Here is a 15,360-nt window from a genome sequence, read left to right as displayed (position 1 = left end):
AGCTGGGCTGCTTCGGTGATCTTTCCCCGGGTGGTGTGCCAGGACTCGGCCCGCACGGTGCGGCAGCCGATTGACTGGCCCACGGGCCGGCGCGGTGCGAGGCGCCGCCGGTTCCCGCTCATCGCCCCCCCTGACGTTCCCATCGCGAGGAGTAGTTCGTGTCGCAGATCACCGACTCGGCCCCGGCAGGTGCCTTTCCCCGGCTGGACTGGGTCGACGACGTGCTGTCGCCCGCCCTGCGGGCCGCGGTCGAGTCGCTGCCCGCCGCCGAGAGCCTGGTGGCCAGGTATCACCGGGGGTGGTGCGAGGCCGACGGCGAGCCCCGTACGTCCGCGTCCGGCGGCGGCAAGGTGGTGCGCCCGGCGCTCACGCTGCTGTCGGCCGTGGCCGTCGGCGGCAGCCCGTCGGACGCGGTGCCCGGGGCCGTGGCGGTGGAGCTGGTGCACGATTTCACCCTGTTGCACGACGACGTCATCGACGGTGACGCGCTGCGCCGGCACCGGCCCGCCGCCTGGTCCCTGTTCGGCACGCCCGCGGCCGTGCTCACCGGGGACGCGCTGCTGGTCGCCGCGATGCGAGTCCTGGCCCAGACTCCGCCGGCCCGCGCCGGAGCGGCCGTGCAGGAACTCGTGGGGGCCCTGCTGGAGCTGGTGGAGGGGCAGAGCCACGACGTCGCCTTCGAGAAGGCGCACGACGTGACGGTGGCCGACTACCTGGCCATGGCCGCCGGCAAGACCGGTGCCCTGATCGGCTGCGCCTGCGCCCTCGGCGGTGTGCTGGCGGGCGCGGACAGCGTCCGGGTGGGCGGGCTGCGGGACTTCGGCCGCCACCTCGGCGTGGCCTTCCAGTGCGCGGACGACATCCTCGGCATCTGGGGCCGCACCGCGCGCAGCGGCAAACCGGTCGGCGCGGACCTGGCCGCACGCAAGAAGTCCCTGCCCGTGGTCGCGGCCCTCGCCGCCCCGGGGGCCGCGGCCGGGCGGCTGCGCGAGCTGTACCGGGCACCGCACCCGCTGACGGAGGACGACGTCGACCTGGCGCGTCACCTGGTGGAGGAGGCCGGCGGACGGCAGGCGGCCGAGGAGGAGGCCCGCCGCCAGACGGCGGCCGCACTGCGTTCCCTGTCGCTGGCGCGTCCCACCGCGGACGCCTACCGCCAACTGCACGACGTCGCCCGGTCGATGACCCGCCGCGAGTCCTGACGCGCACACCGGCGCCGGGCCGTCGCGCACGGCACCGTACTCGCGGCCGCCGGATGCGTCACCGGGCTCGTCACCGCGGGCGTGACCACGCAGGCCGCCCACCCCGCGGCCACCCCCCGGCCCTGCGAGCACTCGCTCGCCTCCCACCCCCGATCAGCCCAGCCGGCCGGAGCGACGACGCCACCGGCGCGTGACCTCGGGCCGGACGGACCGTTGTCCTGGCGATGACCGCTCCGTTCCCTCGCCCCGGCCGCGCCGTGGCCGTCCGCCGCGGCCCCGATCCGACGAAACACAGTGGAGCCGTGCAGACCACCGAGCACAGCGCAGCGCCCCCGGGCGACCTCCCGGCCGTGGCCGCCTACGGGCTGACCGTGGCCCGGGGCACCCGGCCGGTGCTGCGCAACGTCAGTTTCACCATTCCCCGCGGCCGCATCGTCGGCCTGCTCGGTCCGAGCGGATGCGGCAAGACCACCCTGCTGCGCTGCGTGGTCGGTGTGCAGCAGCCGAACGCCGGACACGTCCAGGTGCTCGGTCACTCGGCGGGCGCCTGGCCCCTGCGCACCCGCGTCGGCTACGTCACCCAGGCACCGTCCGTGTACGCCGACCTGACCGTGCTGGAGAACCTGCGGTACTTCGCCGCCGCCCTCGGCATGCGCGGCTGGCGCCGGGAGGACGCCGTGGTCCGCGTCGTGAAGGAGGTGGACCTGGTGGCGTACGCGGACCAGCCGGTCGCCCGGCTGTCGGGCGGTCAGTACTCGCGGGTCTCCCTCGCGGTGGCCCTGCTGAACCGGCCCGACCTGCTCGTGATGGACGAGCCCACCGTCGGCCTCGACCCGATGGTGCGCCGGGAGTTGTGGCTGGTGTTCCAGCGGCTGGCCGAGGAGGGCACCACACTCCTGGTGTCCAGCCACGTGATGGACGAGGCCGACCGCTGCGACCGGCTGCTCCTGATGCGCTCCGGCCGGCTCCTCGCCAGCGCCGACCGGGACAGCCTGCTGAAGCACACCGGCTGCGCCGAGGTGGAGGAGGCGTTCCTGCACCTCGTACGCGCCGCGGCGGCGGCGGAGGCGCGGGCGGCCCGGCAGCACGACGCCGTCGACGGCCTGTCGCCCCATCTGCTCGACCAGCCCGGCGCGCCCGACGCCGAACGCACCTTCTTCGCTGCGGACACCCTCACATGACTGCCACTCACCTGACCGACCGGCTGCCGTTCTCGCCCGGCATCACCACCGCGACCGCGGTGCGGGTGCTCCAGCAGATCTCCCGCGACCGCGGCAGCACCGCCCTGCTGCTGGGCATCCCCTGCATGCTCATGGTGCTGCTCAAACTGATGTTCCACGACTCCGAGGAGACCTTCGAACGCGTCGGACCCCAGGTCTTCGGCATCTTCCCGGTCATCGTGATGTACCTGGTGGCCTCGGTGTCGACGCTGCGGGAGCGCACCTCGGGCACCGCGGAGCGCCTGCTGACGATGCCGGTCCGGCGGCTGGACATCGTCCTCGGCTACAGCCTCGCCTTCGCCTTCCTGGCGCTGCTCCAGGCCGTGCTGTCCACGCTGCTCTCGGTGGGCCCGCTGGGCCTGGACATCAAGGGGCCCGCCTATCTGCTGATGGTCATCGCGATGCTCGGCGCCCTGCTGGGTCTCGCCCTCGGACTGCTGGTGAGCGCCTTCGCCCGCAACGAGTTCCAGGCGGTGCAGTTCCTGCCGGCCGGTGTCCTGCCCCAGTTCCTGGTCTGCGGACTGTTCGTGCCGCGCGACGAGATGCACGGCGCGCTGGCGGCCGTGGCCCGGGCGATGCCGATGACGTACGCCGTGCAGGCCGCTGGTGAGGCCGCCACGCACACGGGCGTCACCGGACTGTTCGTCCGTGACGCGGTGCTGATCCTCGTGTGCGTGGTGCTGGTGCTCGTGGCCAGCGCCGCCACGCTGAAACGACGATGAGGGCCGTCGACCGACGGCCCTCATCCGGGTGTTGCCGCTGCCCGGCCGCGCTAGCGCGCGAGCCCCCAGGAGAAGCCGCCGGAGACGCTGCCGAACTTCGGGATCTCGAACGGGCCGAAGTGCAGCGGCGGCTCGTGGCCGCCCCGGGACCCGTGACCGCCGCCGTCGGGGCCGAGCGCGGCGACGGCCGGAGCCGACGCCTCGGCGGCACCGGCGGCCGACACGGCCCCGCCCGCCGTCAGGGCCAGCGCGGCCAGCGACACCACGGCGGCGCGGCGCAGCTTCAACGACATGAAATACCTCCGAAAGGAATCAAAAAGGGAGAGGGGGCGTGAACGATTGCAATGCTAGCCAATCCCGTCTCGCCGCGGCGCCGTAAAAGGCCGTGTTCCCTCGAATGAAGATGCCGGATACACCAGCAGAAAACGCGATGAACGTCACCGTCGATGCGAACGATGCTTTTCGGTGACCGGAAAGGAAAGGCGATAATGAATATGATGACCCGGACGCGGCGGCCGGCGCTCGTCCTCTGCGCGGTCCTCACCGCACTTCACGTGCCCCAGACAGCCGCCTGGGCCGGACCACCGCCCCCACCGACGCCGCCCACCCCCTACCGGGCGCCGCTGTGGCCGGTGCCCGAGCCGGGCCGGTGGCAGCCCGCGCCCGGCCAGTCCGCGTCCGGCCAGTCCGCCTCGGACTCGTCCGCCTCCCGGCCGCAGAAGGGAGGTTCCGGTGCGGCGGACGAGCGCATGGTCGACGCCGTCAACCGGCAGCGGAAGCAGGCCGGCTGCTCCCCGGTGCGGCTGCACGGGGCGCTCGACCGGGCCGCGCAGAAACACAGCAGCGCCATGGCCCGTACCCGCCGGCTGTCCCACACGGGAACCGACGGCAGCAGCCCCGCCGACCGGATGCGGGCCGCCGGGTACCGGGTCGGCTCGGCCGGCGAGAACGTCGCCGCCGGGTCGGACACCGCCGAGGACGCCGTGACCGTCTGGATGCGCAGCGCCCAGCACCGCGACATCCTCCTCACCTGCCGTTACACCCATGCCGGCGTCGGCCGGGCGAAGGGCTCCGGCGGGCCCTGGTGGACGCTCGACCTGGCCTCGGCGCGCTGACCCGACCGCCCCCGTCCGGGCGTCAGGAGAGGTCCGCGTCCCACCACCAGGCGATGGCCGGGGCGCCCTCCACCGGCCCCGGGCGGGTGTCGGACGGCTCGTCGGCCCAGGTCAGCAGCGTGTCGTCCATTTCGTCGGGCCAGTACCCGCTGCGGATGTACCGCGGCACCCGCAGTCCCCACTCGTTGTTGCCTCGGATGCCGTACGTGAGCCCGCCCAGATACGTGCGCAGGTCCTCTCCGGCGGTCGGCCGGACCCGGTCGTGCAGCTCCATGAAGCGCAGCAGGACGCGGTCCCGCAGGCCGGTGGCCGCCCGTACGGCGTCCTCGAGCGGGCAGGACAGTTCCTGCGTCAGCACCGTGTACACGTTCTGGTCGGCCTCCCCGCCGCCGAGTTCCTTGCGCAGGGAGTGCCCGTCGTTGTCCAGGGCGGCCACGAGGATGGCCATCTCGGTGAGCGCGCGGACGGCCGGGCGGTGCAGCTCACGGCCCGGGACCTGCGCACCCGTCGCCAGTTCCAGCAGGGCGAAGGTCGGCTCGCCGCCCGACGACAGCAGCCGCATCGTCAGGAAGTCGTCCAGGCCCGGCATGCGGCCGGCCGCCTGGTTGCCGATCTGCCAGGCCACCCCCGACAGCCAGGCGCGGTGGGCGTGCGCGAACCTGCTGACCTGGGTGGGCGGGGCGAAGCCGCGGAAGCGGCGCATGATGTCCTGCAGTGCTCCGGCGAAGCGGTCCGAGCCCACGGCCGAATCCGTCTCGCAGGCCCGCTGCACCTGGCCGGCCAGCGCGTTGAACTGGGCCGGACGGCTGCTGAGCGGACCGCTGTCGCACCGCGCGTCGTCGAAGGCGAAGCCCCAGTACACCCACAGGGCCGCCGCCAGCAGCCGCTCCTCCTCGGCGACCGGCGCGAAGCGTCCGAAGAAGTCGGCGCTGTGCGTCGCGACCACCCAGGCCCGTTCCCGCTCCGAGGCGCACATTCCGCTGTCGTCGATCCATTTCACGGCCTGTTTCTCGACCTGCCGGACCCGGGGGTGAATGGCGGACTCGAAAGGGCAGAAGACCGGCGGCAATTCCACGCCGGAAACGCGGGAGGCGGGGGAGGTCATGGCAAGGCGAACCTTTCGGGCGAGCGGCGGGGATTCGCTCACGATCATGGAGAACCGACCGAAAGAATGGTGACGTGACAGCCCGCCGGGCGGTGGCTGTCAGTCGAAAGGGTTCCGGACCTCATGGCGGTTGACGGTCGTGACGATCACTCGCCTGGGGCAGTGTCGGGGTCTGAGTCCGGGGCAGTCGCACGTCGTGCCCGGGCGCGCAGTCCTCCCGCGCCGGGGTCGCAGGGTGTGCCGCGGCCGGGATCCCCGAGTCGGTCGCGGCGCGCCCTCCCACGCCGCGGAGCAGCACGCCCTCCCGTCCACGATGGGTGTCGGCCACGGCGGCCAATGGGCGCGGTCCCCGAGAGTCGCCCCCCGCCCGGCGTGCGACCGTTGAGCGATGCCGCGCCCGGGGGGCTCTGTCCGGGGCCGGGGAGGGGTGTGGGGGGAAGGAAGGCCCATCGGGGAAGGAAGCCCCATCGGGGAAGGCGGCCCCATCGGGGCAGAGCGTCCCGTCCCGCCTTCGCCGCCGTCTTCTTCTTCGCCTTAGGGCTCGCCATCGACCCCGGCGACATCGCCTCCGTCGCCGGACCGGTCGCCGCGGCGGCGGCACTGACCGTCCGCATGAACGTCGTCACCGGGCTGTGCGTCGCCCGCGTGTACGACCACGGTGCCCAGCCCGCCGAGGCGATCGCCACCACCCTGATCGTCCGGGGGAGTTCGCGCTGATCCTGGCCGTCATGGCCGCGGGCACCGGACCCGACGGGCGGCTAACCCCCTGCATTGCCGGGTACTTCCTCGTCCTCACCGTGCTCGGCCCCGTCGTCGCGGGACGGGCGCACGTGCTCGTCGGCTGGCCGCGGTCCGCCGGCCGGCTGGTCCCCGGGGCGCGGACGACGGCCGGGCCGCCCGGCGAACGGTCCGGCGGGGACGTGCAGGCGGGTGAACCGGCGCCCGTCCGAGGCGGCCCCGCCCGGCCCGCACCGCGAGGGGAAGCCGACCGGTAGGGCCGGCACCCGGCGCTCCGTACACGCCCCGCGTCCCGGTGGGACAATCTGCCCGCAGAGCCGGTGTCCGATGCCGTGGTCGGGACCGTCCGGGACCGGAAGGAGCCGTCAGAGTGATCGAGTGGGTGCCTCTGGGCAGCGGTCCCAGACCTGTCCCCCGGCCGGTCGCGGCTCCGCTGGTGTGGGCGGGAGCCTTCGGCGGCGCCCTCGCCCTGGTGGCGCTCATCAACGGCACCGTGGGGTACGGCCGTCCGGGACTCGCCCTGGCCCTGCTCTCCCTGCTGGCGGCGCTCCTCGGGCTCTGCGCCCGGTTCACGGCCGCCCCCGGCACGGCCCTCCTGTGCTGGCTGTCCCTCAACGGCTTCGCGATCCCGCCGGCCGGCACCCTCACGTGGGCCGGCCGGCGGGACGCTCTCTGGCTGGCCTGTCTGCTCGCCGCGGCCCTCGTCGGCACGGCACTGGCCCGCCTGGTGCACGCACGGGCCGCCTACCGCCGGCTGGCCACGGGGTCCGGCCCCGAGGCTCCGGACGGGGGCGCCGGGCCGGGGGACTTCTGAGCCGCGCACCGCTGAGCCACCGGCAGCTCCGCCGGTCACCCGGCGGAGCTGCGGTGCCGTCCCCGAAGGGGTCAGGCGGTGTGCAGGGTCAGCCCGTAGCGGTTGAGTATCTCGTTGACGGGCTGGAACCAGGTCTCCCCGCCGCTGGAGCAGTTGCCCCAGCCGCCCGAGGTGACGCCCTGCGCCTGGTCGCCGCTGATGAAGGAGCCGCCGGAGTCGCCGCCCTCGGCGCAGACGCTGGTCTTCGTCATCTGGTGCACCGCGCCCTGGCTGTAGTTGACCGTCTCGTTCTTCGCCAGCACGGTGCCGCAGTGCCAGTGGGTGGTGGAGCCGGAGCGGCAGACCGACGCGCCCACGGGCGCCTCGTTCGAACCGCGCACCAGCTGGTCGGAGACGGTGCCCCAGCCGAGGACCACCGGCACCGTCCACCAGCCGCTGCCCACGCTGACCCAGGCGTAGTCGTTGCCCGGGAAGGACGAGCCCTGGAACGTCCCGATGTGCGAGCCGTCCCAGCCGCGGACCGCCCCTCCCACACCGCCGCAGTGCCCGGCGGTGACGAAGCCGCCGTGCACCGAGAAGCCGATGGAGCAGCGGACGTTCCCGGTGTAGTACGGGTCTCCGCCGACCGTGCCGGCCGCGAAGGTGGCCGGTGCCGAGGTCACCGTGCGCACCGTGACCGGGCCGGCCTCGCGGGCCCGGTCCACGAAGGCGCGGACATCGTTGTCGGTCCGCTCGCCCCGGACCACGTTCACGACCACGGAGTTGACGGCCGGGTCGACGTGCCAGCTGCCGACGCCCGCGGGAGCGTCGAGGCGGTCGATGCGGTCCTTGGCCGCGTCGAGCTGCCGCGCGCTGTGCTCGACGGTGCGCACGTGCGCACCGGTGGCGGACACCGCCCGCACCGTCGTGGGCGACGCGTCCGAGGTGAGGGCCACGGTCAGCCGCCCGCGTCCGGCGTCGAACCAGGAGCCGCCGAACGCGTTCCCGGCGGCCCGGCGTGCTTCGGGAGCGAGGTCGGTGGCCCGGCGTTCGGCCGCGAGCCGGTCCTCGGCCTCGGCCCGGGTGAGGCCGAAGTCCCGCTGCATGGCGTCCAGGAGACCGGCGGAGGCGGCCGGTTCCCGGTCGGGGGCGGTGGTGGAGGCGGCCGCGGAGGCCGGCAGCGTGCCGGTCGCGGTGAGGCCGCCGAGCACGAGGAGGGTGGACAGGCCGAGGTGCCTGAGTCTGCTGCGTCTCACGGAGTTGCCCTTCGTCGTTCCAGCAAGGTGGGGGTGGAACTGATGGGTGGAACAACCGCGTGTCTGAGAGCGCTCTCATCGGGGTCGCTACGAGCTTAGCCAGGAAGGGGGGATCAGGTCCATGCCAATGCAGGGCTTTTCCCCGGACATTCGCGCGGCTGACCGGCACGTCGGTTGGTCCGTCGCGGACGGGGCACTCAGTGCGGCGTCCTTGCAGTGACGGTTCATCGGCGCGGGAGGCACGCGTGGCGGTTCGGCATCGGTTGATCCAGGCGAGTCCCCGGGCGGTGTGGGACGTCCTCGCGGACGGCAGCCTGTACGTGGAGTGGGTGGTGGGTCCGTCGGACGTCACCCCGAGACGCGGAGAGTGGCCCCAGGTCGGCGCGACGATCGCCTACGAGGTCCGGCTCGGGCCGCTACGGCTGAACAACGAGTCGGTCGTCAGGCGCTGCGTGGCGGGCTCCGAACTGGAGATCGAGGCCAAGGCGGGCCGGCTCGGCACCGCCCGCATCGCCATCGAGCTGCGCCCCTGGGGCGAGCAGTGCCTGGTCATCGTCGACGAACACCCGCTGCGCGGCCCCGGCGGCCTCGTGCACAACGTGGGCGTCGAGGCGCTGATCCAGGTGCGGCACCGCGCGATGCTCGCCAGGCTGGCGAAGCTCTGCGAGAGCGGCGACGGGTGCCGTCCGGACCCGGCCGACTCCGCCGGGACCGTGGACCTCGGTACGGGAACCGGCCGTGCCTGACGCGGTCGTCGTCGGGGCGGGCCCCAACGGGCTGGTGGCGGCCAACCTGCTGGCGGACGCCGGGTGGAGCGTCGAGGTCCTGGAGGAGCAGCCCGAGCCGGGCGGCGCCGTGCGCCACGACAGCGAGGTCGCCCCCGGTTTCGTCCACGACCTGTTCAGCTCCTTCTACCCGCTCGCCGCCGCCTCCCCGGTCCTGGCCGGACTGCGGCTGCGGGACCACGGACTGCGCTGGGCCCACGCCCCGCACGTGCTCGCCCACCCCCTGACCGACGGCAACTGCGCCGTCCTGGACCGCGACCTCGCCGTCACCGCCGCCTCCCTCGACGCCTTCGCGCCCGGCGACGGCGCCGCCTGGGACCGCCTGCACGCGGTGTGGGACCGCTACCGCGCCGACATCCTCGACGCCCTCTTCACGCCTTTCCCCCCGGTCCGGGCCGGCGCCCGGCTGGCCCTGCGGCTGCGTGGCGGCGGGGGCCTCCGCCTGGCCCGGACCCTGGTGGCGCCGGTGCGCCGGATGGGCGAGGAGGAGTTCCGCGGCGAGGGCGGCCGGCTGCTCCTGGCCGGCAACGCGCTGCACGCCGATCTCGCCCCCGAGGCGGCCGGGAGCGGCGGCTTCGGCTGGCTGATGTCGATGCTCGGCCAGACCTACGGCTTCCCGGTGCCGGTGGGCGGCTCCGGAGCCCTCACCGCGGCCCTGGTCCACCGGCTGCGCTCCCGCGGCGGCATCCTGCGCTGCGGGCAGCGCGTCGAACGGGTCGTGGTCCGCGACCGGCGCGCCGTGGGCGTCCGCACGTCCGGCGGCGAGACGGTCGCCGCCCGCCGTGCCGTCCTCGCCGACGTGTCGGTGCCCGCGCTCTACGGCGATCTCGTGGCCCCCGAGCACCTGCCGGACCAGGTCCTCGCCGATCTGCGCCGCTTCCAGTGGGACTTCGCCACCTTCAAGGTCGACTGGGCGCTGGACGGCCCCGTGCCCTGGCGGTGCCCGGAAGCGGCCGGCGCCGGAACCGTGCACCTGGCCGACGGTCTCGACGAGCTGACCCGGTTCGCCGCCCAGATCGCCATGCGGCAGGTCCCCGACCGCCCCTTCTCGCTGTTCGGCCAGATGACGACCACGGACCCGGTCCGCTCACCGAACGGCGCGGAGTCCGCCTGGGCCTACACCCACGTCCCCCACGACATCCGGGCCGACGCGGGCGAGGAGGGCATCACCGGCCGCTGGGACGCCAGGGAGCGGGAGCTCATGGCCGACCGGGTGGAGCGCCAGGTGGAACGCTTCGCGCCCGGCTTCCGCGCGCTGATCCGGGCCCGCCGCGTCCTGGCCCCGCCGACGCTCCAGGCCCTGGACGCCAACCTGGAGGGTGGTGCCATCAACGGCGGCACCACCGCCATGCACCAGCAGCTCGTCTTCCGCCCCGTGCCCGGCACGGGCCGGCCGGAGACCCCGGTGGCCGGCCTCTTCCTCGCCTCCGCGGGCGCCCACCCGGGCGGAGGAGTGCACGGGGCGCCGGGCGCCAACGCCGCCCGCGCCGCCCTGCGCAGGCACCGGTTCGCCGACCTCACACGGGTCCAGCGCGCCCTGACCCGCCGCGACCGCGCCGGCGACAAGAAGTGAACCGCGCCCCCGCCCACCCCGAGAAAGGGCCGGCCCGTGACCGACAGCCCCCTCAGCAACCGCACCGTCGTGGTGACCGGCGCCGCCCGCGGACTGGGCGCCGCCCTGGCCCGCGCCTGCGCGCTCCGGGGCGCCCGGCTCGCCCTGCTCGGCCACGAGAAACCGCTCCTGGACGCCCTGGCGGCGGCACTGCCCACCCCGGCACTCGCCGTCGAGACCGACGTCACCGACCCGGCCGCGCTGGACGCGGCGGCCCGCGAGGTGCGCGGTCGCCTCGGGCCTCCGTCGGTCGTCGTCGCGAACGCCGGCATCGCGCTGGGCGGACCGTTCGCCACCTCGGACCCGGACGAATGGCGCCGCGTCGTGGACGTGAACCTGACCGGGAGCGCCCACACGGCCCGCGCCTTCCTCCCGGACCTGCGCCGCACCGCCGGGTACCACCTCCAGATCGCCTCGCTGGCCTCACTCGGCGCCGCGCCCATGATGAGCGCCTACTGCGCCGCCAAGGCGGGGGTGGAGGCGTTCGCCCACTCGCTGCGCGCCGAGGTCGCCCACCACGGCGTCGCCGTGGGCATCGCCTACCTCAACTGGATCGACACCGACATGATCCGCGACGCCGACCGGTACGCGGTCCTGCGCGAACTGCGCGCCCACATGCCGGCACCGGCGCGCCGCACCTTCCCGGCGGCCACGGTCGCCGCCCGGCTGGTCCGCGCCGTGGAACGCCGCAGCACGGCCGTGTACGTGCCCCGCTGGCTGCGTCTGGCCCAGGCGGGACGCGGCGCCCTGCCGCCCGTCGTCCTGCGGGTCGCCCGGCGGGACCTGCCCCGGCTGGAGGCCGAGGGGGCGATGAACCCGACCGGCCCGCTCGGCGCGGGCGGCGCGGCGGACCACGAGGCGTAGTGTCACGGGGCGCGGCGGACGCCACCGCCGAGAGGCGGGCAGGCCGGTGACGGTCTGCCCGGGCGGGCGGGTGTCCCGACGGCCCGGCGGTGGTGCGGCACCGGTGCTTGCCGTCCAGCCGCTCGTGCACCTGCCACGTGGGCGTGACCGGTGACGCCCACGTGGCGGAGCCGCGCGATGTCGCCGTGCGGCGACGCGCACCGCGGGCGTCAGCGCGGCGGGCCTCCGAACCGCCGTGCCAGGGCGCGCAGCGGCGCGGACCGCCCCCGGTCGGGCACCGTCCACAGCGTCTCGCCGCGCACCCCCCACCGTTCCAGCAGGGCGTTGGCCGCGAGGAAGCCGGAGGTGGCGGCCCGTTCCATCAGCGCGACGGGCAGGCCGGTGCGGACCAGGTCCCCGGCGACCACGACGGACGGGTCGGGCGTGCGCACCGTCGGACGGTCGCGGTAGCCGCCGACGGTGAACAGCGGGCAGTCCTGCCGCCACTCGTGCCGGGCGGCCACGACTCGCGCCTGACGGGTCTCCGGATAAACCCGGTGCAACTGCTCGACGACCCGTTTCTCCTCGACCTCCCGGACGGCCGCCGCCGGCACGGCGTAGGCGTGGAGTTCGACGACGGAACCTCCGGTGCGCGCCGCCCAGCGGGCCGCCTCGCCCTCCCACCGGGAGAGCACGCTGACGTTGTCCAGCGAGCCGTACCCGCTGGTGCCGAGGAACCCGGGCCGGCCGGACGCGACCGGACGGTCCAGCCACAGCCGGGAGACCAGGAACGGCGGCGCGTTGCGCAGCCGCGCCACCCTCTCCCGCCAGGCGGCGTCGGCCAGCTCCGGCGAGCGCTCCACCAGCCCCCGCAGCCCACCGGTGTCCAGGGCCAGCACCACGGCGTCGTACGGCCGGGCACCGGCGTCGCCGGCCACCAGGTGACCGCCGGACGGAGCGGGCCGGACCGACCGCACGGGCGTGCTCGTGCGCACCTCGGCCCCGAGCCGGGCGAGGTGTCCCGCGAGGGGGTCCCACAGAGCCTGCGGGAACGGCTCGCGCGGGACGTCGAACAGCAGTCCCTCGCTGGAGCCGAGGAAGTAGATGTGGAACATCAGCGCCATCTCCGCGGCCGACAGCTCCCGCGGGTCGGCGAAGAAGCTGCGGGAGAACACCTCGAAGGCCAGGTGCCGGGCGGCGGCGGGAAAGCGCACACTGTCGAGGAAGTCGTGGGCGCTGACGTCGTCCAGGCGCTCGTGGACACCGCGGGTGCTGACGTCCAGGAGGGGCAGGGCCGCGGCCGGCCGCAGGGCCAGCAGGTCGCGCAGGCCGAAGCTGGGGCTCAGGGCGACGAAGCCGAGCGCGCTCAGCGGGGGAGTGCGCGGCACCCGGCGGAACCCGTCGCGCAGCCCGCTGCTGTGCTGCAGCGGGTAGTCCGGCAGGCCCGTCAGCATGTCCAGCGCCGGATCGCAGCGGCGCAGCAGCCCCCGCAGGTTGTAGTACTGGCGGAAGAACGCGTGGAAGCCGCGGCTCATCGTGGCGGGCGTGCCGTCGGGCAGCGTGACCGGCCGGCCGGACACCCGTCCGCCGAGCACCGGTTCGCGTTCGTGGAGCACCACCCGCACCCCGCGCTCGGCCAGGACGGTGGCCGCCGCCAGCCCCGCGATGCCCCCGCCGACCACCGCCACGGACGGCGCGTCACCGGCCACCCGGTCCCGCCCCGCCCGGGGCGGGATCGCCCGTGCCCGCCGGTCCCGGCCCGGCGGGCGCATCCCGTCGCGTCGCCTCACCGCGCACCGTCCGTCTCTGCGTCGGCCCGGCGGCCGACGAACGTGTGGGCGATGCCCGTCTGCCAGCCTGGCAGCGGCAGCACTCGTACGTCCGCGAAACCGGCCCGGCCCAGCCGCGCGCCGAAGGCCGGCGCCGTGTCGAACTCGGTGACGCTGCGCCACAGGTGCCGGTACAGGGCCCGGTCGCCCGTGACCGTGCCGAGCGGCAGGATGACGCCCCGGCACACCGCGTCCCACACCAGCCGGTCCGCGCGCCGTCCGCCGAGCGCGTACTCGTGCACCGCCAGCCTCCCCCCGGGCGCCAGCAGCTCACGCACCGAACGCAGGACGGCGTCCGGATCGGTCAGGTTGCGGAAGAGGTAGGCGGCGAGGACCGCGTGGAACGGGCCGTGCACCCCGGCCCGGTGCAGTTCCTGCGCCGGGGCGTGCACGAACCGCACCCGCGCCGGCCACCGCTTGGCCCGGGTGCGTTCCAGCATGCCCGCCGAGGCGTCCACCCCGACGATCTCGGCGGCGGGGAAGGACGCGGCCAGCGCCGCCGTGGACGCGCCCGTGCCGCAGCCGAGGTCCAGCACCCGCCGGCCGGCGCCGCCGTCGGGGATGCCGAGCCGGCGGGCGGAGCGGCGCAACTGGGCGTGGTAGCCCGGGTTGAGCGCGACCAGACGGTCGTAGCGGCCGGCGCCGTGGTCGAAGGCGTCGGTGAGCGCGGCGTCGCGCAGCAAGGGCATCGGTCACTCCCGGGACGTGTCTGTGGGGGGACTTTCTCGGCGGTCGGGCAGCGGCCGGCGCGGCAGCCACGGCAGTTCGGCCGCCGTCCGCAGCATCGGCAGCACGGGAGTGCGCACCCCGACCGAGAGGTCCTCGTACAGCCGGGACCGTCCGTCGAGGAAGCGCAGCAGCCGCCCGGCGGGTACGCGGTCGAACAGCCGGAAGAACAGGTCGGGGCCGTCCACCCGGCCGGTGTCCAGTGCCCGCAGCAGCACCGCGTCCATCAGCCTGGCCCGTGCCGGGTGCGGGGACGGCGGCACCGGGCGGCGGCCCGCGCGCACGGCCCGGGCGACGGCTTCGGACTGCCGTTGCACGGCGGCGAACGTGTAGCCGGTGGACGCGCGGGTCGCCCCGCCCGCGCCCCCGATCCGGAAGACCGAACCGGAGCCCGCCACCCGCCGCTCGAACACCGCGTCGGTCATCGGGATCACCCCCTGTTCCGTCGACAGCACCTGGACGTCACCGGTGTGCAGGACCCGGCGCGTGTACTCCTCCAGGGCCCGGTCGTACGCGTCGGACGCCAGCGGCGCCGGCCCGAACTCGGTGTACTCGACCAGCGCGGTGTGCCGCCCCGTCGGCAGGACGTACCCGAAGGACAGCCCGTGCTCCGGCTGCTGGGTACGGAAGTCCATGAGGTCGACCACCGCCGGGTCGAAGACCGGCCGTCGGGCGCGGACGAACCAGCCGCGGAAGTGCTGGAGGAGCAGGGAGCGGGCGGGCGGCAGCCGCTCGGGCGGGCGGGAGTCGAAGACCCAGCGGGCGCGCACTTCGTCGCGTGCGCCGGTGGCGTCCGTGGCCGGGACGCGGGCCGTCCCGTCGGCCGACGTGGTCACCGTGCCGACCGTGGCCTCGAGCCGCCGTAGCCCCGGCCGGTCCTTCAGGTCCCGGTCCACCAGCGCCTCGAAGTCGTCCGAGCGGACCATCTTGTAGCGCGCCGGCGCGATGTGCCGCCGGACGACCGCCCCGTCCCGGCCGCGCACCCGCAGCCACTCCCAGGACGCCGTCGCCGCCGCGTCGTAGCGTCCGGGACCCGTCTCCCAGAAGCACCAGGTGCGGGGCGGCGGGCGCAGCGGTCCGGGCGGCGGATCGATCAGCAGCACGGAAGGGGCCGCGCCGCGCGGCGCGTCCGTCAGGAGCCGGTGCGCCAGACAGAGACCCGCGGCGCCGGCGCCGACGACGACGATGTCCGCGTCCTCCACGTCCGCCTCCTTCCCGTCCGCCCGGCGCGCCTCCCACCCGGCCCGCCGGAGTATTCCGTCCTCCTGCCGCCCGCGGATGCGCGGCGCGCTGAATCGCCTCGGCGCGGGTACCCACCGGACGCCGGACACCCGCCGCACGGGTGACTGCCGGGCGTGATGAGGCCCGGACGGCGTCGCGCCACGAGCGGCGGGGGAAGGGATGACGCCGAGTC

Annotated in this window: 15 protein-coding genes; 9 read left to right on the top strand and 6 right to left on the bottom strand. The window is 75.1% G+C overall.

The window, feature by feature from the left end; genetic code table 11:
• Positions 1-158 precede the first annotated feature (158 nt).
• The 3 genes from M6G08_RS28130 to M6G08_RS28120 all read left to right on the top strand — a co-directional run bounded on the left by M6G08_RS28130 (position 159) and on the right by M6G08_RS28120 (position 3,144).
• Entirely contained in the window at positions 159-1,202 is a 1,044-nt protein-coding gene (locus tag M6G08_RS28130; RefSeq protein ID WP_272589919.1) for a polyprenyl synthetase family protein, read from the top strand.
• A gap of 350 nt (positions 1,203-1,552) precedes the next feature.
• Complete coding sequence (locus M6G08_RS28125) at positions 1,553-2,383, top strand: ABC transporter ATP-binding protein (protein WP_383141157.1); 831 nt, start codon at positions 1,553-1,555, stop codon at positions 2,381-2,383.
• Positions 2,380-3,144, top strand: a complete 765-nt coding sequence (locus tag M6G08_RS28120) for an ABC transporter permease (protein ID WP_217254845.1) — start codon at positions 2,380-2,382, stop codon at positions 3,142-3,144. The genes M6G08_RS28125 and M6G08_RS28120 overlap by 4 nt, the downstream gene beginning before the upstream one ends.
• 50 nt (positions 3,145-3,194) lie before the next feature.
• Here the strand turns inward: M6G08_RS28120 and M6G08_RS28115 are convergent, their stop codons facing one another.
• Positions 3,195-3,437 (bottom strand): hypothetical protein, encoded by a 243-nt coding sequence (locus M6G08_RS28115; RefSeq protein ID WP_272589917.1) that lies wholly within the window; start codon positions 3,435-3,437, stop codon positions 3,195-3,197.
• A 261-nt stretch (positions 3,438-3,698) separates the two neighbouring features.
• Here M6G08_RS28115 and M6G08_RS28110 point away from each other — a divergent pair, with 261 nt between their 5' ends.
• Positions 3,699-4,259, top strand: a complete 561-nt coding sequence (locus M6G08_RS28110) for a CAP domain-containing protein (RefSeq protein WP_272589916.1) — start codon at positions 3,699-3,701, stop codon at positions 4,257-4,259.
• A 22-nt stretch (positions 4,260-4,281) separates the two neighbouring features.
• On the opposite strand, the gene M6G08_RS28105 is transcribed toward M6G08_RS28110, so the two are convergent.
• Positions 4,282-5,259, bottom strand: a complete 978-nt coding sequence (locus M6G08_RS28105; protein WP_272589915.1) for a terpene synthase family protein — start codon at positions 5,257-5,259, stop codon at positions 4,282-4,284.
• An 833-nt stretch (positions 5,260-6,092) separates the two neighbouring features.
• Here M6G08_RS28105 and M6G08_RS36150 point away from each other — a divergent pair.
• Positions 6,093-6,359: a hypothetical protein gene (locus M6G08_RS36150; RefSeq protein WP_443048983.1), complete on the top strand. Its 267-nt coding sequence runs from the start codon at positions 6,093-6,095 to the stop codon at positions 6,357-6,359.
• A gap of 113 nt (positions 6,360-6,472) precedes the next feature.
• Positions 6,473-6,916, top strand: a complete 444-nt coding sequence (locus tag M6G08_RS28095) for a hypothetical protein (protein ID WP_272589914.1) — start codon at positions 6,473-6,475, stop codon at positions 6,914-6,916.
• Between the two features lie 71 nt (positions 6,917-6,987).
• Here M6G08_RS28095 and M6G08_RS28090 read toward each other — a convergent pair whose 3' ends face one another.
• A complete protein-coding gene (locus M6G08_RS28090; RefSeq protein WP_272589913.1) occupies positions 6,988-8,151 on the bottom strand; it encodes a S1 family peptidase in 1,164 nt (387 codons plus the stop codon).
• Positions 8,152-8,396: 245 nt separating this feature from the next.
• Between M6G08_RS28090 and M6G08_RS28085 the strand changes: the two genes are divergently transcribed.
• Genes M6G08_RS28085 through M6G08_RS28075 form a run of 3 tightly spaced genes read left to right on the top strand, consistent with a single transcriptional unit; the run spans position 8,397 to position 11,412 of the window.
• Entirely contained in the window at positions 8,397-8,897 is a 501-nt protein-coding gene (locus M6G08_RS28085) for an SRPBCC family protein (RefSeq protein WP_272589912.1), read from the top strand.
• Positions 8,890-10,509: a phytoene desaturase family protein gene (locus M6G08_RS28080; RefSeq protein ID WP_272589911.1), complete on the top strand. Its 1,620-nt coding sequence runs from the start codon at positions 8,890-8,892 to the stop codon at positions 10,507-10,509. Before M6G08_RS28085 ends, M6G08_RS28080 begins: the two co-directional genes overlap by 8 nt.
• A gap of 36 nt (positions 10,510-10,545) precedes the next feature.
• Positions 10,546-11,412, top strand: a complete 867-nt coding sequence (locus M6G08_RS28075; protein WP_272589910.1) for an SDR family oxidoreductase — start codon at positions 10,546-10,548, stop codon at positions 11,410-11,412.
• Between the two features lie 209 nt (positions 11,413-11,621).
• Here the strand turns inward: M6G08_RS28075 and M6G08_RS28070 are convergent, their stop codons facing one another.
• The 3 genes from M6G08_RS28070 to M6G08_RS28060 are packed head-to-tail and all read right to left on the bottom strand — an operon-like array spanning position 11,622 to position 15,148.
• Entirely contained in the window at positions 11,622-13,163 is a 1,542-nt protein-coding gene (locus M6G08_RS28070; RefSeq protein WP_272591455.1) for an FAD-dependent oxidoreductase, read from the bottom strand.
• 14 nt (positions 13,164-13,177) lie between these two features.
• The gene (locus M6G08_RS28065) at positions 13,178-13,909 is read right to left on the bottom strand and encodes a methyltransferase domain-containing protein (protein ID WP_272589909.1); all 732 of its coding nucleotides are present in this window, start codon (positions 13,907-13,909) and stop codon (positions 13,178-13,180) included.
• Positions 13,910-13,912: 3 nt separating this feature from the next.
• Positions 13,913-15,148: a lycopene cyclase family protein gene (locus M6G08_RS28060; protein WP_272589908.1), complete on the bottom strand. Its 1,236-nt coding sequence runs from the start codon at positions 15,146-15,148 to the stop codon at positions 13,913-13,915.
• Between the last annotated feature and the right edge of the window lie 212 nt (positions 15,149-15,360).

Origin of the sequence: Streptomyces sp. M92 (genome assembly GCF_028473745.1) — a bacterium.
Taxonomy (GTDB): Bacteria; Actinomycetota; Actinomycetes; order Streptomycetales; family Streptomycetaceae; genus Streptomyces.
Note: the sequence above shows the minus strand (reverse complement) of the source record. Positions and strands in the feature narration are given on the sequence as shown.